The organism is Pseudomonas sp. 10C3 (genome assembly GCF_036346185.1).
Classification (GTDB): Bacteria; Pseudomonadota; Gammaproteobacteria; order Pseudomonadales; family Pseudomonadaceae; genus Aquipseudomonas.
Genome location: NZ_JASJVE010000015.1, coordinates 24,647 through 48,618, shown reverse-complemented (window position 1 = coordinate 48,618; position 23,972 = coordinate 24,647). Strand labels below are relative to the sequence as shown.

General features: G+C 56.9%; 25 protein-coding genes. 16 read left to right on the top strand and 9 right to left on the bottom strand.

The window, feature by feature from the left end:
- Positions 1-189 precede the first annotated feature (189 nt).
- On the top strand, positions 190-669 hold the full coding sequence (locus tag QN399_RS15895; protein ID WP_322179245.1) for a cupin domain-containing protein: 480 nt from the start codon (positions 190-192) through the stop codon (positions 667-669).
- Between the two features lie 219 nt (positions 670-888).
- The gene (locus QN399_RS15890) at positions 889-1,281 is read left to right on the top strand and encodes a helix-turn-helix transcriptional regulator (protein ID WP_322179246.1); all 393 of its coding nucleotides are present in this window, start codon (positions 889-891) and stop codon (positions 1,279-1,281) included.
- Here the strand turns inward: QN399_RS15890 and modC are convergent.
- The 8 genes from modC to QN399_RS15850 all read right to left on the bottom strand — a co-directional run bounded on the left by modC (position 1,256) and on the right by QN399_RS15850 (position 8,409).
- Positions 1,256-2,344, bottom strand: coding sequence for a molybdenum ABC transporter ATP-binding protein (modC, locus tag QN399_RS15885; RefSeq protein ID WP_322179247.1), 1,089 nt, complete (start codon positions 2,342-2,344; stop codon positions 1,256-1,258). The genes QN399_RS15890 and modC overlap by 26 nt on opposite strands.
- 4 nt (positions 2,345-2,348) lie before the next feature.
- Complete coding sequence (gene modB, locus QN399_RS15880; protein ID WP_322179248.1) at positions 2,349-3,029, bottom strand: molybdate ABC transporter permease subunit; 681 nt, start codon at positions 3,027-3,029, stop codon at positions 2,349-2,351.
- Positions 3,029-3,796, bottom strand: coding sequence for a molybdate ABC transporter substrate-binding protein (gene modA / locus QN399_RS15875; RefSeq protein ID WP_322179249.1), 768 nt, complete (start codon positions 3,794-3,796; stop codon positions 3,029-3,031). The genes modB and modA overlap by 1 nt, the downstream gene beginning before the upstream one ends.
- A gap of 85 nt (positions 3,797-3,881) precedes the next feature.
- Positions 3,882-4,958, bottom strand: a complete 1,077-nt coding sequence (locus QN399_RS15870; RefSeq protein WP_330201192.1) for a nitronate monooxygenase — start codon at positions 4,956-4,958, stop codon at positions 3,882-3,884.
- 280 nt (positions 4,959-5,238) lie between these two features.
- Positions 5,239-6,324, bottom strand: coding sequence for a bifunctional DNA-binding transcriptional regulator/O6-methylguanine-DNA methyltransferase Ada (gene ada / locus QN399_RS15865; RefSeq protein ID WP_322216421.1), 1,086 nt, complete (start codon positions 6,322-6,324; stop codon positions 5,239-5,241).
- 99 nt (positions 6,325-6,423) lie between these two features.
- Complete coding sequence (gene copD / locus QN399_RS15860; protein ID WP_322179252.1) at positions 6,424-7,299, bottom strand: copper homeostasis membrane protein CopD; 876 nt, start codon at positions 7,297-7,299, stop codon at positions 6,424-6,426.
- A gap of 4 nt (positions 7,300-7,303) precedes the next feature.
- The gene (gene copC, locus QN399_RS15855) at positions 7,304-7,681 is read right to left on the bottom strand and encodes a copper homeostasis periplasmic binding protein CopC (protein WP_322216418.1); all 378 of its coding nucleotides are present in this window, start codon (positions 7,679-7,681) and stop codon (positions 7,304-7,306) included.
- A gap of 170 nt (positions 7,682-7,851) precedes the next feature.
- Entirely contained in the window at positions 7,852-8,409 is a 558-nt protein-coding gene (locus QN399_RS15850) for a cytochrome b (RefSeq protein WP_322179254.1), read from the bottom strand.
- A gap of 185 nt (positions 8,410-8,594) precedes the next feature.
- On the opposite strand from QN399_RS15850, the gene QN399_RS15845 reads away from it, so the two are divergent.
- From QN399_RS15845 to QN399_RS15825, 5 genes are all read left to right on the top strand, one after another.
- Positions 8,595-9,200: an NAD(P)-binding domain-containing protein gene (locus QN399_RS15845; RefSeq protein ID WP_322179255.1), complete on the top strand. Its 606-nt coding sequence runs from the start codon at positions 8,595-8,597 to the stop codon at positions 9,198-9,200.
- 128 nt (positions 9,201-9,328) lie between these two features.
- Positions 9,329-10,246: a tyrosine recombinase XerC gene (xerC, locus tag QN399_RS15840; RefSeq protein WP_219061829.1), complete on the top strand. Its 918-nt coding sequence runs from the start codon at positions 9,329-9,331 to the stop codon at positions 10,244-10,246.
- A gap of 252 nt (positions 10,247-10,498) precedes the next feature.
- Positions 10,499-10,804 carry a panthothenate synthetase gene (locus tag QN399_RS15835; protein WP_330201273.1) on the top strand — a complete coding sequence of 102 codons (306 nt, stop codon included), beginning with the start codon at positions 10,499-10,501 and terminating at the stop codon, positions 10,802-10,804.
- Positions 10,805-11,280: 476 nt separating this feature from the next.
- Positions 11,281-12,618 (top strand): OprD family porin, encoded by a 1,338-nt coding sequence (locus tag QN399_RS15830; protein ID WP_322179256.1) that lies wholly within the window; start codon positions 11,281-11,283, stop codon positions 12,616-12,618.
- 254 nt (positions 12,619-12,872) lie between these two features.
- Positions 12,873-13,532 (top strand): hypothetical protein, encoded by a 660-nt coding sequence (locus QN399_RS15825; RefSeq protein ID WP_322179257.1) that lies wholly within the window; start codon positions 12,873-12,875, stop codon positions 13,530-13,532.
- Positions 13,533-13,625: 93 nt separating this feature from the next.
- Here the strand turns inward: QN399_RS15825 and QN399_RS15820 are convergent, their stop codons facing one another.
- Positions 13,626-14,171, bottom strand: a complete 546-nt coding sequence (locus QN399_RS15820) for a cysteine hydrolase family protein (RefSeq protein WP_322179258.1) — start codon at positions 14,169-14,171, stop codon at positions 13,626-13,628.
- 106 nt (positions 14,172-14,277) lie between these two features.
- On the opposite strand from QN399_RS15820, the gene QN399_RS15815 reads away from it, so the two are divergent.
- From QN399_RS15815 to QN399_RS15775, 9 genes are all read left to right on the top strand, one after another.
- Positions 14,278-15,276, top strand: a complete 999-nt coding sequence (locus tag QN399_RS15815; RefSeq protein WP_330201191.1) for a GlxA family transcriptional regulator — start codon at positions 14,278-14,280, stop codon at positions 15,274-15,276.
- Positions 15,277-15,431: 155 nt separating this feature from the next.
- The gene (locus tag QN399_RS15810; protein WP_322179260.1) at positions 15,432-17,243 is read left to right on the top strand and encodes an ABC transporter ATP-binding protein; all 1,812 of its coding nucleotides are present in this window, start codon (positions 15,432-15,434) and stop codon (positions 17,241-17,243) included.
- A 145-nt stretch (positions 17,244-17,388) separates the two neighbouring features.
- The gene (locus tag QN399_RS15805; protein ID WP_330201190.1) at positions 17,389-17,919 is read left to right on the top strand and encodes a DUF3833 domain-containing protein; all 531 of its coding nucleotides are present in this window, start codon (positions 17,389-17,391) and stop codon (positions 17,917-17,919) included.
- Positions 17,920-18,112: 193 nt separating this feature from the next.
- Positions 18,113-19,477, top strand: coding sequence for a benzoate 1,2-dioxygenase large subunit (gene benA, locus QN399_RS15800; RefSeq protein ID WP_330201189.1), 1,365 nt, complete (start codon positions 18,113-18,115; stop codon positions 19,475-19,477).
- The gene (gene benB, locus QN399_RS15795) at positions 19,474-19,962 is read left to right on the top strand and encodes a benzoate 1,2-dioxygenase small subunit (RefSeq protein ID WP_322179263.1); all 489 of its coding nucleotides are present in this window, start codon (positions 19,474-19,476) and stop codon (positions 19,960-19,962) included. The genes benA and benB overlap by 4 nt, the downstream gene beginning before the upstream one ends.
- A gap of 65 nt (positions 19,963-20,027) precedes the next feature.
- Complete coding sequence (gene benC / locus QN399_RS15790; RefSeq protein ID WP_322179264.1) at positions 20,028-21,041, top strand: benzoate 1,2-dioxygenase electron transfer component BenC; 1,014 nt, start codon at positions 20,028-20,030, stop codon at positions 21,039-21,041.
- 34 nt (positions 21,042-21,075) lie between these two features.
- Complete coding sequence (locus QN399_RS15785) at positions 21,076-21,837, top strand: 1,6-dihydroxycyclohexa-2,4-diene-1-carboxylate dehydrogenase (RefSeq protein WP_322216403.1); 762 nt, start codon at positions 21,076-21,078, stop codon at positions 21,835-21,837.
- A 69-nt stretch (positions 21,838-21,906) separates the two neighbouring features.
- Entirely contained in the window at positions 21,907-22,842 is a 936-nt protein-coding gene (catA, locus tag QN399_RS15780; protein ID WP_322179266.1) for a catechol 1,2-dioxygenase, read from the top strand.
- A 155-nt stretch (positions 22,843-22,997) separates the two neighbouring features.
- Positions 22,998-23,882 carry a Dyp-type peroxidase gene (locus QN399_RS15775; RefSeq protein ID WP_322179267.1) on the top strand — a complete coding sequence of 295 codons (885 nt, stop codon included), beginning with the start codon at positions 22,998-23,000 and terminating at the stop codon, positions 23,880-23,882.
- Positions 23,883-23,972 lie beyond the last annotated feature (90 nt).

Below are 23,972 nucleotides of genomic sequence, written 5' to 3'. Positions count from 1 at the left end.
ACCCCGGCTTCGGGCACCATTTAAAATCAAGGGCTTACACGCGATATCGCATGTAGGCCCTTGTTTGTTTCTGGTCCGCAATTCACCTAGATATCCGATCACGCTTCAAGTGAGGAGCTTCTTGAGCCATATTGAGCCGCTGGATTTATTGGCTCAGGCAATCAGAACGTGAAACCGGGGGAGAGGTTGATGTCATCCATAAAAAGTCCAACTGCCATTATGGCGGCTGACGCTTCGAAACGGGCCAAGCCGAGCAGCTACCCTGAACCGTTCGCCTCGCTTATGTCGGGCAGGATCAAACATCCGCTGGGCGATATTTTCGGCATCAAGAACTTTGGTGTAAACCTGACTCGACTGTCACCGGGCGCGGTATCCGCGCTGCATCATTGCCATTCCCGGCAGGACGAGTTCATCTACGTCCTTGAGGGCGAACCCACGCTATTCACCCATGAGGGTGAAACCAGGCTGCGACCCGGTATGGTGGCCGGGTTTGCGGCAGGCGTGACGCCGCACCATCTTGAGAATCGCACTGAGTCCGACTGTGTGATTCTGGAGGTGGGGGATCGCGCATCAGGCGACACAGTGAGTTATCCCGATGATGATCTTGAGGTGGCGCTGCAAGCGGACGGCCAGTGGCTGTTTAATCATAAGGATGGCAGCCCCTACTAAATCATCGCCCTGCCAATGTTTTCGCCAAAAATGGCGCTGTCTTGCTCGGTTTAACATGGGCAACGGTCTCTGGTGTGTCATGAGCCACCAGCATGCCGACTTGGTCGCCCCCGGGCCAGCGTGCTGACCAGTCGTCGTTTCTGGTTAATCTCAAGCATTCTAATCTCCGATTTTTTTTGAGAAACTTTATGGGTCAATAACACAATGGTGGCCAGGCCAATGAATGAGATAGGCTTCAGGATCAGGCAAGAACGCAAACGGTTAGGGTATTCGCAACGGGAAATGGGGCTTCTGGGCGGCGTTGCTGTAAACGCGCAAGGCAAGTATGAAAGCGGCGAGCGTGTGCCTAAGGCCGATTATCTGGTCGCCTTGGCGAACGTGGGTGTCGATGTCTTGTATGTTCTGACTAACAAGCGCAACACAGGTGTCATTGTCGATAACACCTTGAACACAGTAGCGTACGCCGCGCCGCCTGACGCATTGTTCGTCGAGGTTCAGCACGCGGTTCGTCATTTCCTATTAAAAATTGAAGAGTTGTCGACCACCTACCAGGTCAACGGCAACGCCACTCAACCCTACTTGTGCGCTACGCCAACACCGCTACCGACTTGATCTGTGCCCATAGATGTTGGCCCGGGTACAGGCGCATTTGATCGCGGGAGTAACGGGTAATCCGCGCGAGCAATGGTGTGCCGGCCGCGTCGAGCCGAACCAGCACGTGCGCCCTGTTGTCGGCAGCAATTTCGCTGATCACGGTCACAGGCAATCGGTTGAGAATGCTGCTTTGCTCATCGGGTTGCAGGTTCAGGCTCACGTCCCTGGCTTGCACCTTAAAACGCAGGGTCTTGCCGACCGACAGGGGTGAATGCGCGACACGAACTATCAGGTCGCTGCCAGGCAGGTGCAACGTCAGCAACTGATAGTTGGGGTCATAAGCGCTGACGATGCCTTCGACCACTACGCCGGCATCGTCGCCTGTCGCCATCGGCAGGTCGAGGCGCGCCAAGGTTTCACCGATGGGACCGCTGGCCAAGGCTTTGCCCTCGCTTAACACGACTATGTGATCGGACAGCCGTGCAACTTCGTCCTGAGAGTGGCTGACATAGAGCATGGGGATTTCCAGCTCATCGTGAAGGCGCTCCAGGTACGGCAGGATTTCGCTCTTGCGTTGGGTGTCCAGCGCCGCCAGAGGTTCGTCGAGTAATAACAAGCGTGGGCTGGTCAGCAGGGCGCGAGCGATACCGACACGTTGTCGCTCGCCGCCGGACAGGTTGTCGGTGTGGCGCTCGAGCAGATGATCGATACCCAGCAATGTGCTGGCTTGATCCAGTTGTACCTTGCGCTGACTGCTCGCAACACGCCGCAGTCCGAATTCCAGGTTGCCCCTCACCGACAGATGCGGGAAGAGACTGGCCTCCTGAAACACATACCCCAGCGCACGTTTATGTGGCGGGAGGAAAATGCCTCGGGCGTTGTCCTGCCAGACTTCACCATTAATCTGAATGAAGCCCTGTCGCGCTTTCTCCAGCCCGGCGATACAGCGCAAGCAGGTGGTTTTTCCTGAGCCGGAGTGGCCATACAGCGCCGTCACACCATGGCCCGGCAATGCGAGGTCGACATCCAGATCAAAACCGGGATAGGCCACTTGCAGGCGCACCTGTATCTGCGAGGTCATCGGCTCAACTCCAGCTTGCTTTGGTTTTGCCGCTTGAGTACAGCGCCAGTAGAACCAGGAAAGAAAATACCAACATCACCCCGGCCAGCCAATGCGCTTGCAGGTATTCCATTGACTCGACGTGGTCGTAGATCTGCACGGAAACCACGCGGGTTTTTTCCGGGATATTGCCACCGATCATCAGTACCACGCCAAACTCGCCCACGGTATGGGCAAAACCGAGAATGGCGCCCGTTATAAAGCCGGGGCGGGCCAGTGGCAACATCACACTGAAGAAGGTGTCCCATGGGCCGGCGCGCAGGGTGGCTGCGACCTCCAGCGGTCGCTTGCCAATGGCGGCGAAGGCATTTTGCAGTGGCTGTACGACAAAGGGCATCGAGTAGATGACGGAGCCGATCACCAGACCGGGGAAGCTGAAGGTCAGCGTTCCAAGGCCGATACTCTGGGTGAAGTGACCGACCATGCCGTTAGGCCCCATCGCCAGCAGCAGGTAAAAGCCAATGACCGTTGGCGGCAGCACCAGCGGCAGAGCGACCACTGCAGCCACCGGGCCCTTGAGCCACGAACGGGTGTGCGCCAGCCATAAAGCGATGGGCGTACCGATAAGGAGCAGGATGACCGTGGTCAATGACGCCAGTTTCAGCGTCAGCCAGATGGCCGCGATATCGTCGCTGTTCAGTGGCATTAAAACTGATAACCGAACGACTTGATCACTACGGCCGCTTTTGGCCCTTTCAGGTATTCAAACAGCGCCTTGGCTGCAGCGTTGTCCTTGCCTTTGTTAAGGATGACGGCGTCTTGTTTGATTGGGTCATGCAGATTGGCCGGTACGATCCACGCCGAACCACGGGTGATCTGACCGTCCTTGTAGATCTGCGACAAAGCAACGAAACCCAGTTCAGCATTGCCGGTAGAGACAAACTGATACGCCTGAGTAATGTTCTGGCCAGTTACGATTTTGTCTTTGGTTGCGTCGGTGAGGTTGAGCTTGCTGAGCACTTGGGTCGCGGCAAGGCCGTAAGGTGCTGTTTTAGCATCGGCAATGGATAAATGCTGATACTGGTTGGCCTTGAGAACGGCGCCTTTATCGTCGACATAGTCTTCTTTGGCAGACCATAAGGCCAAGGTGCCGACAGCGTAGGTGAAGCGAGAGCCTGGGACAGTATCGCCTTCTTTTTCCAGCTTGGCCGGGGTGGCATCATCGGCAGAGAGGAGCACTTCGAACGGCGCGCCATTTTTTATCTGGCTATAGAACTGGCCTGTCGCACCGTAGGCAGCAATCAGTTTATGCCCCGTGTCTTTCTCGAAATCCTTGGCGATGGCCTGGATCGGTGCGGTGAAGTTGGCAGCAACGGCCACGTGTACTTCGTCGGCGAACGCTGCGCTCATGGTCAGCAGGGTACTGACAGCCGTCAGGGATTTGAGGATGACGCCAAGGTGTCCAGTGCGCATAAAGGCTTCCATAGTCTTTGTGGGTGGGGCGGGTGACTGCCTGACACCTGCCGCTATATAGCAGAGTATATAGCGGCTGATCATCTTAGCGCCTGGTCAATTGTTCCAGCGCTTGAGTGGCCAGTAGACGGGTCAATACGTCTGCCGACAATTCATGTTTCAGCCCGACCGCCTGACCGGCCCAGAGGTTCATGAAGTCGCCACTGCCTTGCGGTTCGGACTTGGCGCGCAGGGGCATCAGCGCGCCGCCGGCCAGGGGGAAAGCGGGTGCGACATCACTGATCGGGCCCAGTTCGCGCATGATCCGGTTGACGATGCCCCGTGCTGGCCTGCCGGTGAAAATGTTGGTCAGTGCCGTCTGGCTTCCTTTGGCGCTACGCAGGGCCTGGTAGTGCGGTTTCGTCACCTTGGCTTCCGGGCAGAAGAGATAGGCGGTGCCCAGTTGGACAGCCGATGCCCCCAGCGCGAATGCCGCGACAATGCCGCGCGCATCGCCAATACCTCCTGCAGCAATCACCGGCACGCCGACGGCGTCTACTACCTGTGGCACCAACGCCAGGGTGCCGACCTGGGTGTCGAGGTCCTTACTGAGAAACATCCCTCGATGACCTCCGGCTTCGTAGCCCATGGCGATGATAGCGTCACAGCCGTTTTGCTCCAGCCAGACAGCCTCCTCGACGGTGGTGGCAGAAGAAATGATCTTGGCTCCGGTCGCCTTGACCCGATCCAGCAACGCTTGCTCTGGCAGACCGAAATGAAAACTGATGATCTCGGGTTTCAACGCTTCAATCAGCGCGCAACTGGCGTCATCGAAGGGCGCACGTGCGGACACCGGTGTGGGCGCTTCGAAGTCAGCGCCCAGCTCGGTGTAATAGTCTTTGAGCGTGTTTTTCCAGCGAGCCTCTCGGGCTGGGTCGACAGCGGGTGGTTGGTGGCAAAAGAAATTGAGGTTCAATGGGCCGTTGGTATTTTGGCGGATCAATGCCACTTCTTCGCGTATCTGATCCAGAGTCAGCGCGGCGCAGGGCAGGGATGCCAGCCCCCCGGCGTTGGCGACGGCAATCGCCATGGCTGAGCCACTTGCTCCGGCCATAGGCGCTTGAAGGATGGGGAGTGTCACCCCGAAGAGATCAAGAATACGGCTATCAGGCCAAGTGCTCATGGTGGTTTCCTCCGAAATAGAACGACAGGCAGGCCGCTATTGAACGGGCAGGGGGCACCCTTTGCAACTGAGGTGTTTGGAATGAGCTACTTTTGGCCGTGAGGTGCTGCACCCTGGCCCGACAGATCGGTGGCGAACCGCGCCTTGGCGATCCTCCACACCAGGATCAAACGACCTCGCCAGCTGGAAGGGAAACCGGCCTGTATGTGCTTGAGTCGCTCGCCTTCGGACTGTCCGCGTAGCTCGTTGGAGATCAGCCAAAAGGAAGGCTCTAATTGCTTTATGGCTTTGCCTCGCGTTCCAGCAGTTGTCGTTTACGTTCCACTCCCCAGCGATAACCTGAAAGATTGCCGTCGCTGCGCACCACCCTATGACAGGGGATAGCGACGGCCAGCCAGTTAGCGCCGCAGGCCTGTGCAACGGCGCGAAAAGAGGTGGGTGCGCCAATCCGTTGAGCAATCTCGGCGTAACTGGCTGTGCTACCCACCGGAATTTCCCTGAGTGCCTTCCACACCCGTTCTTGAAACGCCGTACCGCGCAGGTCCAGTGGCAAATCAAGGCCGATGGCAGGCATTTCAATAAATCCAACGACCTTTGCAATCAGTTGCTCGAAATCGGCATCGCCACCCATCAGGTTGGCGTTGCTAAATTTGTCCTGCAGATTACGCACCAAGGTGTTCGGGTCATCACCCAGCAGAATGGCGCATACCCCGCGTTCGCTTTGCGCTACCAGAATCGAGCCCAGCGAGCATTCCCCAACCGCGAAGCGAATGTCGTTATTCACGCCGCCTGCGCGATAGTCGCTGGGTTTCATGCCAAGCATCGTGTCCGAGGCCTCGTAAAAGCGGCTGTTTGAATTGAAACCTGCCTCGTAAAAAGCGTTGGTGATCGATCCCGGGCGGCTCAAATGCTCGCGCATTTTTCGTGCGCGATGGGCCCGTGCATACCCGTTGGGCGTCAGGCCGGTGATGGCCTTGAAGACCCGATGGAAGTGATAGGGACTCAAACCGACGTTGTCTGCCAGTTGATTCAGGCTGGGCAGGCGATCGGCCTGTTCGATTTGTCGGCAGGCCTCTGCTACCAGGATTACATGCTGCGCGAAGACGCTGGTCTGATCCGCTGCGGCCCGTTTGCTCGGGCGATAACCTGCGGCTTCTGCGTCTGTGGCATTGGCGAAAAACTCGACGTTCTCTGGCCGTGGCAGGCGCGACGAACTGCTTGCCCGACAGTACACGCCGGTGGTTTTCACCGCGTAAACGAATTGGTTGTCTGCCGTCGCATCCCTTGCCAACACCGCAGCCCAGCGGGGATCGTTTTCCGTGATCTGCTTATCCTGCTGTGATGTGCGTGGATTGACCGTACTCATGCGTGTGTACTCATCGTGAAGGCGATTACTGACAAGGTTATCGCGCAGGCAGGCAGGCGGCACTCCGAAGCTTGCGCTTGAACTCCCTGCTGACAGCCGTCAAACATTCAGCATTGGCGGCAATGTGCCCAATAAGGAAACAGCTGCAACGGCTGCTATGCCGAACAGGCATTCGAGGGCCACACTGGTGCGCAACAGGTTGAGCCGATCACTGTTGCTATTGAGCAGTAATCTATTGGTCAGTGCTAATAGCAGCATGCACAGCACGAGACACACCTTGATCATCAGGATCAGCCCAAACCCGGAAAATGCTGGCTCGGGCCAAACGGCGCCGCTCATTACCCTGACATTGATTAGCCCAGTGGTAATGATTGCAGCCACGAGACCATAACCGATGCCGCTGAAGCGCCGAAGCAAGTGCTGAGCGTTTCCGGCAGACGGTTGCGCCAGCAGCAATGACAGCAACAATATCCCTCCTAGCCAGGCGCCGACGCAGCATAGGTGAATCATCTGATTGAGAATCATCAGTCCACCGCTCAGGCCGTCGAACATCGCACCGTGCCCGACCGGTGCCAGTGTCGCCAATAGCAACGTACTCAGTGCCAGCCGCAGGTTGGGTGAAGAAAACCGTCGCGAGGCAAGGCTTATCAATAGCAGCGCGCTGAAGAGCAGATGCCCGCTCCAGACCTGACCGAAAAATGTATTGCGGAGCACCAGCATCAGGGTTGGCGGATCAAGTCCGTCCTGCCAGCTACCTGCCATGCTGCCGGCAATGAGCACAAGCCACAGCAGGCTGCTGGCCAATGCCACTGACGTCAGCGAGCGAAGCACCCATGTGAGCTTCGCGTCCAGCGTGGCTGTTGCTGCTTCAATCAGCAACGGTTTGAATAGCCATGTCCGAAACAGGCAGATACCGAACAGCAACAACACCACGGCAAAGTGCGCGAATCGGCACAGGATCAGTGCACTCGACATTGGGTTACGGGCTTACTTTGAAGGAGTATTCGCCCTCGCTTTTATGAGTGTCGACCGACACAGCGTGCCATTCCACCTTGTATTCGCCGGCAGCGATGGGCGTGGCAGGGGTGATAATCAAAACTTTCTTATTGTCGGGGTCAGTCGCAACGGTATTAACGATTACCGTTTTACCGCCGTTCGTGGTGAGGCTGACTTTGGTGAACTTGTCCTCGACACCCTCGGAGAAATTCAGGCGCAGGTCCTTGGGTGCTGTGGTGGTGCTGTCGGCAGCCGGCTCTTCACTTTTCAGGTTGGCGTGGGCAAAGACGAAGGTGGCGCTAGCGACGGAGATAAGCAGGGCGAACGATGTCAGGACTTTCTTGAAAAGCGGGGCAAACATTAAAAATACCTTTTTCAGAGGGCTGGATCGTTAAGCAATGCGTGCTAATAAAACAGAAACGGGCGAACGACTCCAGACAAGAAATCCATGCAGACCTCGTCGCGGCCATCAGGCGATGGCGCTAGACCGCTAGCCGAGCACACGCGTGCGGATGAATTTATTCATCAGTCTTACAGGTTTTTTCGCCCGGCCGGCAGCATGCGGCGCAACGTCGAATCTTTCAGCAGATAGTGATGCCCAAGGGCGATGCAGGCATGCAGGCCGGAAAGGATAATGATGGCCCAGGCCACCGTCCCATGCAGGTCACCCAGCGTGCTGCTCAGCGCATGATCGATGATGAATGGAGCGGGCACCGAGAACAGGCCGAAAAAGCTGAAGGGTTCGTCTTGCGCCCAACGGAACCCAAAGCCCAGTACGACTTGTGCCAGCAACAACGCATAAAGGCCAAGGTGCGCGAGCGTCGCCAGCAGGTGAGTTGTTCTGGACGTGATCACGGGTAGACGATTGCCGCCGAACAAGCGCCAGGCAATCCGCGCGACGATCAGCACCGCCAGCGCAATCCCTAGTGAGATATGCACCGATTGCAGGCCTTTGCGCAGGGGCGTGCCTTTCTCAAGGATGTCCCATACCTGTGCGCTGGCGAACAAAAAAATCACCAAGGCTACCGTTAGCCAGTGGAAAGAACGGGTCAGTCGGTCATAGCGTTCAGCATTTGGAGTGGTATGCATGGTCAGCTCTCTGTAGTGATACGTACTTAACGTCCGAGGGTGAAGATTTATTTGAAGACTATATAGGTAATTTGTGATCAACCCGAATCGCATCCGCAGGCCCACGAATGGTTATTCCAGGACTATAATTTTTGGCGTGGGCCGGCGTTGTCCATGAGCCCATTGCCCAGTCGTGAGGTAAACCTATGAACATCGGGATGATTGGCGCTGCGACCGTGGGGGAAACGCTCGCGGCAGCGTTCATTCAAGCAGGGCATGACGTGGTGCTCAGTAATCGCCGAGGTCCTGGGAGTCTGGCGTCATTGATTCATAAGCTGGGATCCAAGGCAAAGGCGGGCACTCTGGAGCAGGCCGCTGCTTGCCCAATCGTCGTGCTGGCGATTCCCTGGTTCAACGTGGCAAGTGCCTTGCCGGCGCTGCCGAAGTGGGAAGGGCGCGTGCTGATCGATGCGACCAATACCTTTCTCCACTACTTTCCGGATTTCAGGGTTGCGGACCTGGGCGAAGACAGTGGCAGCGAAATTGTCGCCCGTCTCGCGCCGGACGCTAAAGTGATCAAGGCGTTCAATACGTTACCCATAGCGGGCTTTTTCCTTGATGCGCCGGCTGGTTACAGGCGCGTGGCGTTTCTGGCAGGTGACGATGCCCAGGCCAAGGCGTTGGTCAACGGGCTGATCGAGTCCATAGGGTTGGCGCCCATGGACCTTGGTGCACTCGCCAGTGGCGGCCGATTGATGCAACTGGGTGGAATATTCAACGGAGTCGAGTTATTAAAAGCCCGCGACCGATAATGGAAGTGCGTGCCAGGCTCCGGTTTTCAGGCATTAAGTAACGAAAGAATTTCCTTTTTCTTCAATTGGTTAGCAACAGACGTTGTGGTGTAGAGTGGTATTTTCCAGTCACTCAAGACAGGTTGTCCATGTCGCTGCCCGAGGTTCAGAATCCGTTGGCGCTTTACTTGGCGCGTCTGGCACCATCGAGCCAATTGACGATGAAATATGTGCTGCAGGATGCAGCGGATCGTCTGGGTTTCGTCGAGATGGACATCCACGAGGTGCCGTGGCATCAATTACAGCCAGGCCATGTCATCGCCCTGGTCGCTGCGCTTCGCGAAGACGGCTATGCGCCCAATACCTCGTCGTTATACGTCAATGCCATTCGCGGCGTGACCAACGAAGCCTGGCGACAAAGCCTGATCAGCCATGAGCACTTGCTCAAGATGCGCTCGGTCAAACCCATGGCGGGGACGCGTCTGAGCAAGGGCAAAAATATTCGACGAACGCTGATTCGGGAACTTATGGACGTGTGTGCCGCCGACCCTCGTCCGCAAGGACGACGCGATGCAGCGATCATTGCCATTCTGTACGGATCAGGGATGCGAAAGTCCGAGTCGGTGAACCTGGACCTGGCGCAGATCGACTTTGCCGAACGCAGCCTGCAGGTCACGGGCAAGGGCAACAAACAACTGATCAAATACGCGCCGACCTGGGCATTCACAGTTCTCAATGATTGGCTGGAACTGCGCCGCTCATGCTTACCCGAAGGTCAGAGCGACGATGCCTTCCTGTTCAACCGCATCCGCCGTGGCAGCCACATCACCCGTGACCGGATCACCAAACATGCGATCTACTTCATTGCCAAGCAGCGCGGTCGGCAGATTGGCATGGACATCATGCCCCATGACTTTCGGCGCTCATTCATCACGCGAGTGATCGAAGAGCACGATCTGTCGATTGCGCAAAAACTGGCGCATCACACCAACATCTCGACCACCGCCAGCTATGACATGCGCGGCGAAAATGAGCGACGTCGGGCGATTGATCGGTTTGATCTTTAACCTCGGCAGCGTATCAGGTGCTTTGCAGGCCCAGGGGTATTGGGACCACATCGGATGAACGTGCCTTTGATGGCGGCGTGTATTGTGAGTCACTCTGTTTCATGACCGTCCGTAACCCCGCATGAGCGTCTGCTCAGGCTTCGCTACTCTTAAAATATGGACCGCTGGAACTGCTGAATGCACGTCAGGCGGCATGAGCGCCAGAAGCAAAAGTCTGGCGACGAGGACGCACGTTGAAAAGAGGAATGAATGATGAAGATGCTACTGACGGTCGAACTTCCTCATGAACCCTTCAATTCCCTCGTCAGAGCGGGGAAGGTGGGCGAGATTATTGGACGTATCCTGGAAAGCATCCATCCGGAGGTCGCTTATTTTACTGAGCAAGATGGAATGCGTGGCGGGATTTTTCTGGTCAACGTAAAAGACCCGTCCGACGTCCCCGGGTTTGCGGAACCCTTTTTTCTCAACTTCCAGGCTGACTGCAAGTTCCGCATCGCGATGAGCCCGCAGGACTTGCAAAAGTCTGGTCTGGAGGCGCTCGGGAAAACGTGGGCGTGAGAAACGGTCGGTGGGGTCGGTAACGTACGACCCCGATCCGGCCAAGTGCCCCGCAATTACGCATCTGCGAAAGCTTTATGTCAGGCACTGAACATCGCTATATGAGCGACTGTTCAGCTTCACTAATGTTGGCGTCTGCGATGTCCACTCGCATTTAAGGGCAACCCACGGTGAGGGGTTATACGACCGTATTGTTCAATTATTACGTCAACGGATAATGACTATCACATGATCGGGGTTAAATAGCGGCCCGCAAAAATGTTAAAAGTTTGAGGGAAGGGGCAACCCCCTGAACCGAGAAGATAAAAATAGGGCTAAAAAGCCTGTTATTACCGGACGTGCAACTCCGGTCTCACTGTGTTAGCTGACCTGCCATCGCTCAATCCACTGTTTCATCCTTCGCCTGAACCCAGGGGAAACTCTATTGCTCAGGTATTGGATGACGGCGGACTTTATTTTGAATCAGGGGAAAATGAATGATGTGTGTGAAGTGGAATCTCGTGACCCTTGCGGTCTCGCTCGGGGTCAGTCAGTTAGTATCGGCCGCGCCGGTGACGGATCAGGCCGATGCCAAGGGATTTATTGAAGACAGCAGTCTCAATGTCCACCTCAAAAACTACTACTTCGACCACGATGGTAAGGATGGCGGTGCAACCAATAAGGACTGGACCCAAGGTGTACTGGCTAACTACAGTTCGGGGTTCACTCAGGGGACGGTTGGGTTTGGGGTAGAGGTGTTTGGTAATTGGGCCATCAAACTTGATGGTTCGGCGGACACTAACGGCACGGGCAACTTACCGGTGCGCCATGATGGATCCCTGGAAGATGAATACGGCACGGTGGGGGGCGCACTGAAAGTCCGGATTTCCAAGACCGAACTTCTTTGGGGCACCCTGCAGCCGACAGCACCTGTTTTCGCCGCGGGTGGCTCACGCTTGTTTCCGCAGACGGGCACCGGCTTCAATGTGCTGAGCAGCGAAATTGCTGGCCTTGATCTGGATGCCGGGCACTTCACCGGCGGGAACGGTCCGGTCACCACCAATGGCAGCCACGAACTGTTTGCCGCCTACGCTAACGTCGCTGCCGACAGCATTGATTATGTCGGTGGCAAATACGCGGTTTCGGACAGCCTGACCTTTAGCCTGTACGGCTCGGAACTCAAGGATATCTGGCGTCAGTACTACGGGAACGCCAACTATACGTTGCCGATCTCGGAGCTACAGTCAGTGAACTTTGATTTCAACATCTACCGTACCAATGACGAAGGACAGGCCAACGCCGGTAGCATTGACAACACCACCTGGTCGCTGGGCGCGGCTTACTCGTTCCTGAGCGCGCATACCGTCTCACTTTCCTATCAAAAAGTACGTGGCGATACTCCGTTCGACTACGTCTCGTTCGGTCAAAACGGACCTGGCGACACGTCGGACTCGATTAGCCTGGCCAACTCGATTCAGTATTCAGACTTCAACGGTCCGGGGGAAAAATCCTGGCAGGCGCGCTATGACCTGAACATGCTGACCTATGGGGTTCCGGGCCTGAGTTTCATGGTTCGTTATGCTCACGGTGACAACATCGACGGCACACACATGGCGGCTGATAGCCCTTATCGTACTTACAATGGCACCGGTTATGGCGCAGACGGTAAACACCATGAAACCAACCTTGAAGCCAAATACGTTGTTCAGACCGGTCCGGCTAAAAACCTGTCCCTACGGATGCGTCAGGCGTGGCATCGTGGTAATGCCGATCAAGCCGAGGGTAACGTTAACGAGTTTCGTTTGATCGCCGATTACCCGATCTCGATCTTCTAAACCGTCAATCACGACAGCGAGGCTCGACGCTGCAATAGGCGAGCCGAGTTTTGCTCGACGGGGCTCATAGAGAGGCAGCCGTTTGCCGGTGACGGCAACGCGCTGCCTTTTTTGCCTTTAGATGTTCAGTACTGCCAGGGTTCCGAGCGCTAAACAGCGGTATTCAGGAGGAATTTTCTATCTGGCACGTGCCTTGCTGTATCTGATCCAAAAATGCATTCCAAAAAATGCGCCACTTCACGGGAGTCGTTGAAATGAGCACTATCACTGGTTTGGGCAGGTACGACCTTTCGATCCCAATACCAAGCGCTGTATCGACCACGTCCAACTCAGACAGCTTTCTGAGTCTTTTAGATTCTACGGTTCAAACGGAAAAGGTCGGCAGCAGCGCCTCGTCCAGTGCCAGTGCCTCTAGCCAGCAGCAAGATGAAGACCGCCAAGAAGCCTTCGCGAAAATGATGGTCAGTCTGCAAAACGCTAACTCGCTGGTGGCAACGCACACGGCATCTGACAACAGTAGCTCCGGTGTTGGACAGGTGGGTGCCAGTTCGCTGAACGCTTCAGTCGACGCAACAGCAGGGTCGTCCGCGACTAAAAGCGCGCTGGATGAATTCAAGGATTACATGGCCCTGACGCCGGCACAGAAGATGCGTTACAGCACCTTGAAAGGCATGGGACTCACCGAGGCTGATCTTAAGGCCATGCCTCCTGCAGAGCAGGCCAAGGTTGAGGCCAAAATAGCGGAAGTGCTCAAGAAACAGACTGAAATGCAGGCCAGCGCAAGCACCGGCACAGACTTCAGTTCGGGTTCAAGCGCCAGCGCTGGAAATCAGGGACAGTCGCTGGTGAACGCCGCGCTATTGAATATGACCCAGTCCCTCGATCAGGAAAAATCCAGGCTCGGTTTATCCTGAATCAGGTTTAAGGCTACAAAGCTTTGCACCTGATCTTTCAGGGGCAAAGCCTGATCTTCTGTCCTTCATTCATCGGTGAGCTACTTAGCGGTTTTAAGCCAGAAACTGCTCGGTCGACACCACTCTCGCGTAACCAAAGCCCAATGCGGACATGAACGCTGCATGCACATGGGCCGCGGGCACCGTCAGGCCGTTGAACTCCACGTCGCAGGAAGCGCAGGCATCATGGATTACCGTGGCTTTATAGCCAAGGTCGGCGGCGGCGCGGGTGATAGCGTCGATACACAGGTGGCTCATGCTGCCGACAATGACCAGGTCCTCGATGGCATGGCGTTCAAGCACTGTCGCAAGATTGGTTTCGAGAAACGAATTGACGTGGTGCTTGAGTATCACCTGCTCATCAGGCAGATTTTGCACCTTGGGATGCAGGTGCGCGCCTTCAGAACCAGGGGCAAAGAACGGTGCATCGTCACTGGTGAATTCGTGACGGATATACACCACCAAATCGCCCGCAGAACGGGCAGCGGCAATAATCCTCGCTGCATTGTCGGCGGCGGCGTCAACGCCACTCAGTGGCCACTTTCCTCCAGGGAAGTAGTCATTTTGAATATCGACTACGATAAGCGCTTGTTTGGACATGGGATGTTCCTCAATAGTGTGGCCTGTGTTCCGTGGGGTGAAGTATTGGCTCTGCAGCGCTGGCTGAGGATTGGCCGGAACGACAATATCGAGGGGTAAACTGACAATGGCGGGGCAAATCAATGTGGCCGAGATCGGCTTGCTGGTCTATCCAGGTGCGCAGATGGCTGCGGTGCATGGCCTGACCGACCTGTTCTCCGTGGCCAATCGCATCGTCCGTGAGCAGCCCATGGCCAATGTGCCGCTGCTGCGAATTTCTCATTGGAGCGCTACAGTGCCCGGGGCTCCCCTCGAGAGGATCTTCGACAGCCAGCCGGAACTTACCAGCCGACCCGTTGCAGTGCTGATCCCGCCGTCTCTGGACACACTGCCTTCGGCTGAGTGGTTGCAGACGCTGGCGGCCTGGATCACCCGGCAGCACAGCGCCGGGGCGGTTATTGGTTCAGTGTGCCTGGGTGTATTTGTACTGGCCGAAACCGGTCTGCTTACAGGCCGTACAGTCACCACCCACTGGACTCAAGCCAAAACCCTGGGCGAACGGTTTCCTCTGCTCAAGGTGGATGTCGAGAAGCCGATGATCGATGATGGCGACCTCATTACCACGGCGGGTCTGATGGCGTGGGCCGAACTGGGGTTGAGGGTGGTAGAGCGATTGTTGGGGCCGAGCATTGCCTCAGCTACGGCGCGCTTTCTAATGGTCGAGCACAGCGACAGCGACAGCGCGAAGTGCGGTGGCAATTTTGCACCTATTCTTGGTCACGGTGATGCAGCAGTACTCAAGGTCCAGCACTGGTTACAAGCCAGCGGCGCAGTGGAGGTTTCACTGAGCACGATGGCCGCCGAGGCAGGCCTGGAGGCGCGAACATTCTTACGGCGTTTTCGCGCGGCGACGGGGCTCAAGCCCACGCAATACTGCCAGCACCTGCGGGTTGGAAAAGCTCGCGAAATGCTCGAATTCACCAACCGCACCGTCGACCACATCGCCTGGACCGTGGGATATCAGGATCCAGGCGCCTTTCGCCAGACCTTCAAGAAAATTACCGGGTTTTCGCCGAGGGATTATCGGGGACGCTTTGGTGTTGGCACGGCTGTCGGTAATGGTTGACTAGCAACGGCAACTCCCGCATGGCGCCTGTGCGCTGTTTAGCAAAGCTCAGTGATGAACGCGCCATGAAAGTGATATGTGGAGCGTGACTTGTCTGGAGCGGTCTGTTTCCATGCCAGACACCTCTCTATCTCCCTCCTGGAACCCAGCTCCACATGCCTGTCGTCAGTCGGTTCACCTCTTTTTTCGACCAGGCCCGACGCGCCTTGGAGCTGGTATGGAGCACGTCGAGAGGCTTGTTCCTGGGCCTTGTAGTGGCAACGCTGGTGGCCGGTGTTCTTCCTGCTCTGGCCGCATGGCTGGGGCAGCGGATTGTCGATGCGGTGGTCGCTGCCATGCAGTTGCATGCGGACCTCGGCAGCGCTCCGTTGTGGCCGGTATTGCGTTACGTGCTACTCGAAGCCGGAGTGCTCGCGTTACTCGCTGGCGCTCAACGTGCACTCTCGGTTCAGCAGTCGCTGTTGAGAGTACAGCTGGGGCAGAAGGTCAACACGTTGATCCTGGAAAAAGCACAGACGCTGTCGCTTATCCAGTTCGAGAATTCGGAGTTTTACGACAAGCTCGTTCGCGTACGCCGCGAGGCCTCCACGCGCCCCCTGGCATTGGTAACCAAGTCCCTTGGGCTGATTCAGAACCTGATCTCGCTCATCAGTTTTGCGGTGTTGCTGGTGCATTTTTCGCCTTGGGCGCTGGTGATCCTGGTGCTCGGCGCGTTGCCGGTGTTCTTCGCCGAAGCACATTTCTCCGGTGACGCGTTTCGCTTGTTCACCCGCCGTGCCCCCGAGAGCCGACAACAAGGCTACATCGAAGCACTGCTGTCTCAGGAAGCGCATATAAAAGAGGTCAAGTTGTTCGGCTTTGCGCCTCTTCTGCTGCAACGTTACAGAGACACGTTTGACCGGCTCTACGCCGAAGACCGTCGGCTGACCCTGCGGCGCGATGGCTGGGGTTTCCTCCTCGGACTGCTTGGTACCAGTGCGTTTTACCTGGCTTACGCCTGGGTGGTGGTCGATACGGTCAATGGCCGCATCAGCCTCGGACAAATGACGATGTATCTGGTGTTGTTCAAACAGGGGCAGACGGCGGTCAGCAGCAGCCTCAGTGCCATCAGTGGTCTTTATGAAGATGGCCTGTACCTGACCAATCTGTATGAGTATCTGGCTCAGCCGGTTGTTGTCGAAACCGGTACCCTCACTCAAGGCATCCTCCCGGGGGATGGCTTGCGTTGCGAGGGCGTCAGCTTTCGTTATCCAGATTCCAGTCGTGTCACGCTTGAGAATATCAATCTCCACCTTGCACCGGGACGTAGCGTGGCGCTGGTGGGTGAAAACGGCTCGGGCAAGACCACGTTGATCAAGCTGCTGACCCGTCTGTACCGGCCTGATGAGGGACGCATTCTGCTGGATGGCAGTGATCTTCAGGACTGGAACGAGGATGCGCTGCGCAGGCGTATCGGTGTCATTTTTCAGGACTACATCCGCTACCAGTTTCCTGTGGGCGATAACCTTGGGGTGGGTGATATTGAGGCGTTCAGTGATGAAACCCGATGGCGCGAAGCGGCAGCCCAGGGCATGGCAGCAGAATTCATTGAGCGTCTCGATCATGGCTATGCCACCCAGCTAGGTCGGTGGTTCGCGGGAGGGCAGGAACTGTCGGGAGGGCAATGGCAAAAGATCGCGTTGTCCCGAGCCTACATGCGCCGCAACGCCGATATTCTTATCCTCGACGAGCCTACGTCAGCCCTGGACGCGGCTGCAGAAGCCGCCGTGTTTGAACACTTCCGTGAGTACGCCAAGGGCCGTATGACGCTGCTGATTTCTCACCGTTTTTCCAGCGTGCGCAATGCGGATCACATCGTTGTATTGGATCAGGGCAGGGTGCTTGAGCGTGGCGATCACGCCAGCCTGATCGCCGCTGGCGGGCGCTATGCACACTTGTTCGACCTGCAAGCGCGTGGTTACCGGTAACGTAGGCTATTGTTCAAATACGCGCTAACTCTTGTACAAAATCATATTAACGTATAGGTTTTGTATAGGATTTGACTGCCCATGTGTCGACACCGACCACTGTCAGGTCCTTATGACCCTGATGCTGTGTCTGTGGAGATAGACCATGTTGAACAAACTCGTACTGCTGCTGTTCTGCATCTGCCTGGGAAGCTGCAGCGATATCGATGTGAACCGCTATAGCCAGGAAACCCCAAAACTTGAACTGCGCGATTTTTTCTCGGGGCGGGTAGACGCGTGGGGCATGTTCCAGAAGCGTTCGGGAGAGGTGATAAAACGGTTTCACGCCGTTATCAACAGCCACTCCGAGGGCGACCGGTTCATCATGCATGAAGACTTCACCTACAGCGACGGGACCAAGCAGACCCGGGTGTGGACACTGCACCCGGATGGTCCTGGACGGTGGCGCGGTACCGCAGGCGATGTTGTCGGCGAGGCAATCGGAGAGGTGGCTGGCAATGCACTGCATTGGCGGTACGTGATGAGCTTGCCCGTGGACGGTAAGGTCTATCAGGTCAACTTCGATGACTGGATGTACTTGCTTGATGACGACACGATGGCCAATCGTTCCTCAATGACCAAGTTCGGCTTTGAACTGGGTCAGGTGACGTTATTTTTCCGTAAGCAAGCCAGCTGATGCCGGGGTTGAGTCGCGTGCCTTTCAACTGATAACAATCGTTCACGCGCGTGACTTCCATCAGGACCGCGCTCTTTGCAATCGTTTAGCCGTTTGACAGGAAACGGATAGCGATCTGCATGAATCGGATATCTCCAGTTTTTTCCCGGCCATAGACTCACTCCGTCAAATAAAAACAACGGAGGCTCTGGCCATGTCCATAAGCGTCGAGTATCTCAATTCCTTGCTTGAAGAAAACCGAGAAAAGGGTGTTTACCGCTGCAAGCGGGAAATGTTCACCGATACTCGCTTGTTCGATCTCGAGATGAAGCACATTTTCGAGGGCAACTGGTTGTACCTCGCTCATGAGAGCCAGATTCCGAACAAAAACGACTACATCACCCTGGAAATGGGTCGCCAGCCTGTTTTCATTGCCCGCAACAAAGACGGCGCGCTCAATGCATTTCTCAATGCATGCAGCCATCGCGGCGCTATGCTCTGCCGACACAAACGTGGCAACAAGGCGTCCTATACCTGTCCGTTCCACGGCTGGACTTTCAACAACTCCGGCAAGTTGCTCAAAGTCAAAGATCCGACCGATGCCGGCTACCCGTCGAGCTTTAACTGCGAAGGCTCTCACGACCTGACCAAAGTGGCGCGTTTAGAGTCCTATCGCGGATTCCTGTTCGGTAGCCTGAACCCTGATGTGGTCCCGCTGGTGGAGCATCTGGGTGAGTCGGCGAAGATCATCGACATGATCGTCGATCAGTCTCCGGACGGCCTGGAAGTGCTGCGCGGCTCCTCAAGCTATATCTATGAAGGCAACTGGAAGCTCACCGCCGAGAACGGCGCCGACGGTTATCACGTCAGCTCCGTGCACTGGAACTACGCGGCCACTCAGAATCAGCGCAAGGAACGCCAGGCTGGCGACAGCAATCCGACCATGAGCGCCGGTGGCTGGGCTAAGCGTGGCGGTGGTTTCTATTCCTTCGACAAGGGCCACATGTTGCTATGGACCCGTTGGGCTAATCCCGAGGATCGGCCTCTGTACGAGCGCCGCGATGAGCTGGCCCAGGACTTCGGCCAGGCCCGCGCAGACTGGATGATCGGTAACTCGCGCAACCTGTGCCTGTACCCCAACGTGTACCTGATGGACCAGTTCAGCTCGCAGATTCGCATCGCCCGGCCGATCTCGGTGGATCGCACTGAAATCACCATTTATTGCATCGCGCCCAAAGGCGAGAGCGACGAAGCGCGTGCGCGCCGGATTCGTCAGTACGAGGACTTCTTCAACGTCAGTGGCATGGCCACCCCGGATGATCTGGAAGAGTTTCGCTCCTGCCAGATGGGCTATCAGGGCAGTACCACAGCCTGGAACGACATGTCCCGTGGTGCCGAACACTGGGTCGAAGGCGCGGATGAAGCGGCCAAAGAAATTGATCTGCACCCATTGCTTAGCGGCGTGCGCACCGAGGACGAGGGGCTGTTCGTGCTGCAACACAAGTACTGGCAGGAAACCATGCTCAAGGCATTGGCAGCCGAGCAGTCGCAATTGATCTGCGTGGAGGGCGGGCAATGAGCCTTTCTTACGACGCAGTACGCGACTTCCTCTACCGCGAAGCGCGCTATCTGGATGACAAGGATTGGGATAACTGGCTGGAACTGTATGCCGCGAATGCGACGTTCTGGATGCCATCCTGGGACGATGACGACGAACTGACCGAAGACCCGCAAAAGGAAATCTCGCTGATCTGGTACGGCAGCCGCGAAGGGTTGGAGGACCGTGTTTTCCGGATCAAGACCGAGCGCTCCAGCGCCAGCATCCCGGATACCCGCACCTCTCACAACCTGAGCAATCTCGAGATCCTCGAACAAGGCGATGGCCTGTGCAAGGTGCGCTTCAACTGGCACACCCTGAGCTTTCGCTACAAGACCGTGGACAGCTATTTCGGTACCAGCTTCTACACCCTCGATGTGCGCGGCGACCAGCCTCTGATCAAGGCTAAAAAAGTCGTCCTGAAAAACGACTACGTCCGTCAGGTCATCGACATCTATCACCTGTGAACGAGCGGTCTGTCGCCATTGGGCTTGCACCCGACGCTTCAGCCCCTGGTCCAGCGAGGAACACCATGAGCCACAAAATTGCACTCAATTTCGAAGACGGCGTTACCCGTTTCATTGACGCCAACCCCAGTGAAACCGTCGCCGACGCTGCGTACCGGCAGGGGATCAATATTCCTCTGGACTGCCGCGACGGTGCTTGCGGTACCTGCAAGTGCTTCGCTGAATCCGGCGAGTACGACCTCGGCCAGGAATACATCGAAGATGCGCTCAGCGAAGAGGAAGCGGATCAGGGGTATGTGCTGACCTGTCAGATGCGCGCTCAAAGCGACTGTGTGGTACGTGTGCCGGCATCTTCAGATGTTTGCAAAACACAGCAGGCGACTTACCAGGCGGCAATCAGCGAAGTCCGTCAGCTCTCTGACAGCACGATTTCGCTGTCTATTCAGGGCGAAGCCCTGAACCACCTGACCTTTCTGCCGGGCCAGTACGTCAACCTGCAAGTGCCGGGCAGTGAGCAGACCCGAGCCTATTCATTCAGCTCGCTGCAGAAAGACGGTCGCGTCAGCTTTTTGATCCGAAACGTGCCAGGCGGCTTGATGAGCAGCTTCCTTACGGAGCTGGCCAAGGTCGGTGACAGCATGAACCTGGCCGGTCCTCTGGGCAGTTTCTATCTGCGCACCATCAAACGCCCACTGCTGTTGCTGGCGGGCGGCACCGGGCTGGCGCCATTCACTGCGATGCTGGATACGATTGCGCAGAAGGGGAGCGAGCATCCATTGCACCTGATCTACGGCGTTACCAACGATTTCGATCTGGTGGAAATGGATCGCCTGAACGACTTCGCTGCGCGGATCCCGAACTTCACCTTCAGCGCCTGTGTGGCCAACCCCGCCAGCAGTCATCCGCACAAAGGCTACGTGACCCAGCACATCGCGCCCACGCACCTCAACGGCGGCGACGTCGATATCTACCTGTGTGGTCCGCCACCGATGGTCGAGGCGGTCAGCCAATACATTCGCGAACAGGGTATCGAGCCAGCGAACTTCTACTACGAGAAGTTCGCCGCCAGCGCCGCTTAACTGCCACTGACTGACGTGTATTTTCGAGGTTGCCATGAGCATGAGATTTAAAAATAAAGTCGCCCTGGTCACCGGGGCAGCGCAGGGCATTGGACGCCGCGTCGCCGAGCGTTTGCTCGAGGAAGGCGCGCAGGTGGTGGCGGTTGACCGTTCCGAACTGGTCAGGGAACTGCAAGGCGAGGCGCTGCTGGCGCTGACCGCTGACCTTGAACAGTACGCCGACTGCCAGCGAGTGATGGCTGCTGCTGTGGAGCGTTTTGGACGGCTGGACGTGCTGGTCAATAACGTCGGCGGCACCATTTGGGCCAAGCCATTCGAACATTACAAAGAAAGCGAGATCGAGGCCGAAGTACGCCGCTCGCTGTTTCCCACGCTGTGGTGCTGTCACGCCGCGTTGCCATACATGGTGGAGCAGGGCAGCGGCGCCATCGTCAACGTCTCATCGATCGCCACTCGCGGGATCAATCGAGCGCCTTACGGTGCAGCCAAGGGTGGTGTCAATGCACTCACCGCCTGCCTGGCGTTTGAGAACGCCGAGCGCGGCATCCGGGTCAACGCCACGGCGCCTGGTGGTACCGAAGCACCTCCGCGGCGTATTCCGCGCAACACCGCCGAGCAGAGCGAGCAGGAGAAGGTCTGGTATCAGCAAATCGTCGACCAGACTGTCGATAGCAGCCTGATGAAGCGCTACGGCAGCCTCGAAGAACAGGTCGGTGCAATCCTGTTCCTGGCCTCCGATGAAGCCTCCTACATCACCGGCATGACCCTGCCCGTAGGCGGCGGTGACCTCGGCTGAACCCCTGTCTCACAGCGCTAATGCACCACCAACAAGTAACCTGATAACAACATTAAGAGGTACATCTCCATGACCGTGAAAATTTCCCAGACCCCTGAGGTCCAGGCATTCTTTAAGGACGTCAGCGGGCTCGGCAACGACCAGGGCAGCCCTCGCTTGAAGCAACTGATGTTCCGCGTCCTCAATGAGGTAGCGAAGATTGTCGAGGATATGGAGGTGGGCGAAGACGAGTTCTGGACCCTGGTGGATTACCTCAACCGCCTGGGCGGTCGCAACGAAGCCGGGCTGCTGGTGGCCGGTTTGGGCATTGAGCATTTTCTTGACCTGCTGCAAGACGCGAAAGACGCGCAGGAAGGCCTCGTGGGCGGTACGCCGCGCACCATTGAAGGCCCGCTCTATGTCGCCGGCGCACCGCTGTATGACAGCGAGACGCGGATGGACGACGGCAGTGAGGACGAGGTCGCCACGCCGATGTTCCTTCAGGGTGTGGTGCGCGACGCCAATGGTCAGCCAGTCGCCGGCGCCGTTGTCGACCTCTGGCACGCCAACACTCAGGGTAACTACTCGTACTTCGATCAGAGCCAGAGCGAGTACAACCTGCGTCGACGTATCGTCACCGATGCCGAAGGCCGCTACCGCGCGCGCAGCATTGTGCCGTCAGGCTATGGTTGCAACCCCCAGGGTCCGACCCAGGAATGCCTCGACCAGCTTGGCCGTCACGGTCAACGTCCGGCGCATATTCATTTTTTCATCTCGGCACCGGGCCATCGTCACTTGACCACGCAGATCAACCTGTCTGGCGATAAGTACCTGTGGGACGACTTCGCTTACGCCACCCGTGATGGTCTGGTGGGTGAAATCCGTTTCGTCGAGGATCGCGCTGCGGCGAACGACCGAGGGGTGACGGGGTCATTCGCCGAGCTGGACTTCGACTTCCAGCTGCAAAAGGCAGCCAGCACCGATGCTGAACAACGCAGCCACCGCCCGCGCGCATTACAGGACTGAGGTGAAGGGCGCCGAGCTTCTCTCTCGGGAAGGTCAGATCGAGCTTGGCAGGTGTTCAGATCAATCAGGCTGTCCTGATTGATCTGAGGTGCAAACGTTCCAGAACGCGGTTGAAGGTGCCATTATCACCCGAGTAATTTTCTGGAGAGGTTTACATGAGTAACTACCAGCCTGGCATTCTTGCCAAGCCCGTGCCATTACAGGCGCGCCATTTGTTTTTTGCCCTTGAGTCCGTAGACGCCCTGCCAGCTGCGCTCAAAGAACTGGCGCAGCTGGCAGACGGCAAAAAAATGGTTGTCGGCTTTGGTGAGTCGCTTGTGCATGCGATAGGGGGTCAAGTTGAGGGCTTGCGTGTGTTCCCGGCATTGAGTGGCGTCGGGGTGGACAACCCCTCGACCCAGCACGCACTTTGGTGCTGGCTGCACGGTGAGGACCGGGGTGAATTGCTGCATCGCAGCCGCGCATTAGAGGCCGCATTGGCACCGGCCCTGCGCCTGGTGCAGATGACCGAAGCGTTCCGCTACAAGACCGGTCATGACCTGACCGGCTATGAAGATGGCACCGAAAACCCGGTAGACGAAGCGGCCATAGGGGCGGCGGTAGTAAACAATGACATCCCGGGGCTGCAAGGGGGTAGCTTCGCCGCCATCCAGCAGTGGCAGCACGACCTGGATGGTTTCGCCGCCATGCCGCAGGGGGAGCAAGACCACATCATGGGCCGCCGAAAAAGCGATAACGAAGAGCTGGAAGAGGCTCCGAAATCAGCACATGTAAAGCGCACCGCCCAAGAAAGTTTCACCCCTGAAGCCTTCGTTGTGCGTCGCTCTATGCCTTGGTCAGACGGCCTGCAGGCCGGTTTGGTATTCCTTGCCTTTGGTCACTCCCTCGACGCTTTCGAAGCCCAATTGCGACGCATGAGCGGACTCGATGATGGCATTGTTGACGCCCTCTATCGCTTTAGCCGCCCCCTTACCGGCGGCTACTACTGGTGTCCGCCGCTGAAGGATGATTGCCTTGATCTGAGTGCGCTCAGGGCATGATAGCCGCAGGTCAAGAATGTGACGTTGCCGCTGCTGATAGCTGCTGCAACGTCACACTGGATAAACACCCGTGAGCTTGCCCGCCATCAA

Excerpts from the sequence above, each read along its gene's own strand:
- QN399_RS15805 (WP_330201190.1), top strand. The coding sequence starts at position 17,389 with ATGTTGAACAAACTCGTACTGCTGCTGTTCTGCATCTGCCTGGGAAGC.
- benC (WP_322179264.1), top strand. The coding sequence starts at position 20,028 with ATGAGCCACAAAATTGCACTCAATTTCGAAGACGGCGTTACCCGTTTC.
- copD (WP_322179252.1), bottom strand. The coding sequence starts at position 7,299 with ATGTCGAGTGCACTGATCCTGTGCCGATTCGCGCACTTTGCCGTGGTG.
- modC (WP_322179247.1), bottom strand. The coding sequence starts at position 2,344 with ATGACCTCGCAGATACAGGTGCGCCTGCAAGTGGCCTATCCCGGTTTT.
- QN399_RS15845 (WP_322179255.1), top strand. The coding sequence starts at position 8,595 with ATGAACATCGGGATGATTGGCGCTGCGACCGTGGGGGAAACGCTCGCG.
- copC (WP_322216418.1), bottom strand. The coding sequence starts at position 7,681 with ATGTTTGCCCCGCTTTTCAAGAAAGTCCTGACATCGTTCGCCCTGCTT.
- catA (WP_322179266.1), top strand. The coding sequence starts at position 21,907 with ATGACCGTGAAAATTTCCCAGACCCCTGAGGTCCAGGCATTCTTTAAG.
- QN399_RS15835 (WP_330201273.1), top strand. The coding sequence starts at position 10,499 with ATGAAGATGCTACTGACGGTCGAACTTCCTCATGAACCCTTCAATTCC.
- xerC (WP_219061829.1), top strand. The coding sequence starts at position 9,329 with ATGTCGCTGCCCGAGGTTCAGAATCCGTTGGCGCTTTACTTGGCGCGT.
- QN399_RS15830 (WP_322179256.1), top strand. The coding sequence starts at position 11,281 with ATGATGTGTGTGAAGTGGAATCTCGTGACCCTTGCGGTCTCGCTCGGG.
- QN399_RS15825 (WP_322179257.1), top strand. The coding sequence starts at position 12,873 with ATGAGCACTATCACTGGTTTGGGCAGGTACGACCTTTCGATCCCAATA.
- QN399_RS15890 (WP_322179246.1), top strand. The coding sequence starts at position 889 with ATGAATGAGATAGGCTTCAGGATCAGGCAAGAACGCAAACGGTTAGGG.
- ada (WP_322216421.1), bottom strand. The coding sequence starts at position 6,324 with ATGAGTACGGTCAATCCACGCACATCACAGCAGGATAAGCAGATCACG.
- QN399_RS15895 (WP_322179245.1), top strand. The coding sequence starts at position 190 with ATGTCATCCATAAAAAGTCCAACTGCCATTATGGCGGCTGACGCTTCG.
- QN399_RS15810 (WP_322179260.1), top strand. The coding sequence starts at position 15,432 with ATGCCTGTCGTCAGTCGGTTCACCTCTTTTTTCGACCAGGCCCGACGC.
- QN399_RS15775 (WP_322179267.1), top strand. The coding sequence starts at position 22,998 with ATGAGTAACTACCAGCCTGGCATTCTTGCCAAGCCCGTGCCATTACAG.
- modB (WP_322179248.1), bottom strand. The coding sequence starts at position 3,029 with ATGCCACTGAACAGCGACGATATCGCGGCCATCTGGCTGACGCTGAAA.
- QN399_RS15815 (WP_330201191.1), top strand. The coding sequence starts at position 14,278 with ATGGCGGGGCAAATCAATGTGGCCGAGATCGGCTTGCTGGTCTATCCA.
- benB (WP_322179263.1), top strand. The coding sequence starts at position 19,474 with ATGAGCCTTTCTTACGACGCAGTACGCGACTTCCTCTACCGCGAAGCG.
- modA (WP_322179249.1), bottom strand. The coding sequence starts at position 3,796 with ATGCGCACTGGACACCTTGGCGTCATCCTCAAATCCCTGACGGCTGTC.
- QN399_RS15870 (WP_330201192.1), bottom strand. The coding sequence starts at position 4,958 with ATGAGCACTTGGCCTGATAGCCGTATTCTTGATCTCTTCGGGGTGACA.
- QN399_RS15820 (WP_322179258.1), bottom strand. The coding sequence starts at position 14,171 with ATGTCCAAACAAGCGCTTATCGTAGTCGATATTCAAAATGACTACTTC.
- QN399_RS15850 (WP_322179254.1), bottom strand. The coding sequence starts at position 8,409 with ATGCATACCACTCCAAATGCTGAACGCTATGACCGACTGACCCGTTCT.
- QN399_RS15785 (WP_322216403.1), top strand. The coding sequence starts at position 21,076 with ATGAGCATGAGATTTAAAAATAAAGTCGCCCTGGTCACCGGGGCAGCG.
- benA (WP_330201189.1), top strand. The coding sequence starts at position 18,113 with ATGTCCATAAGCGTCGAGTATCTCAATTCCTTGCTTGAAGAAAACCGA.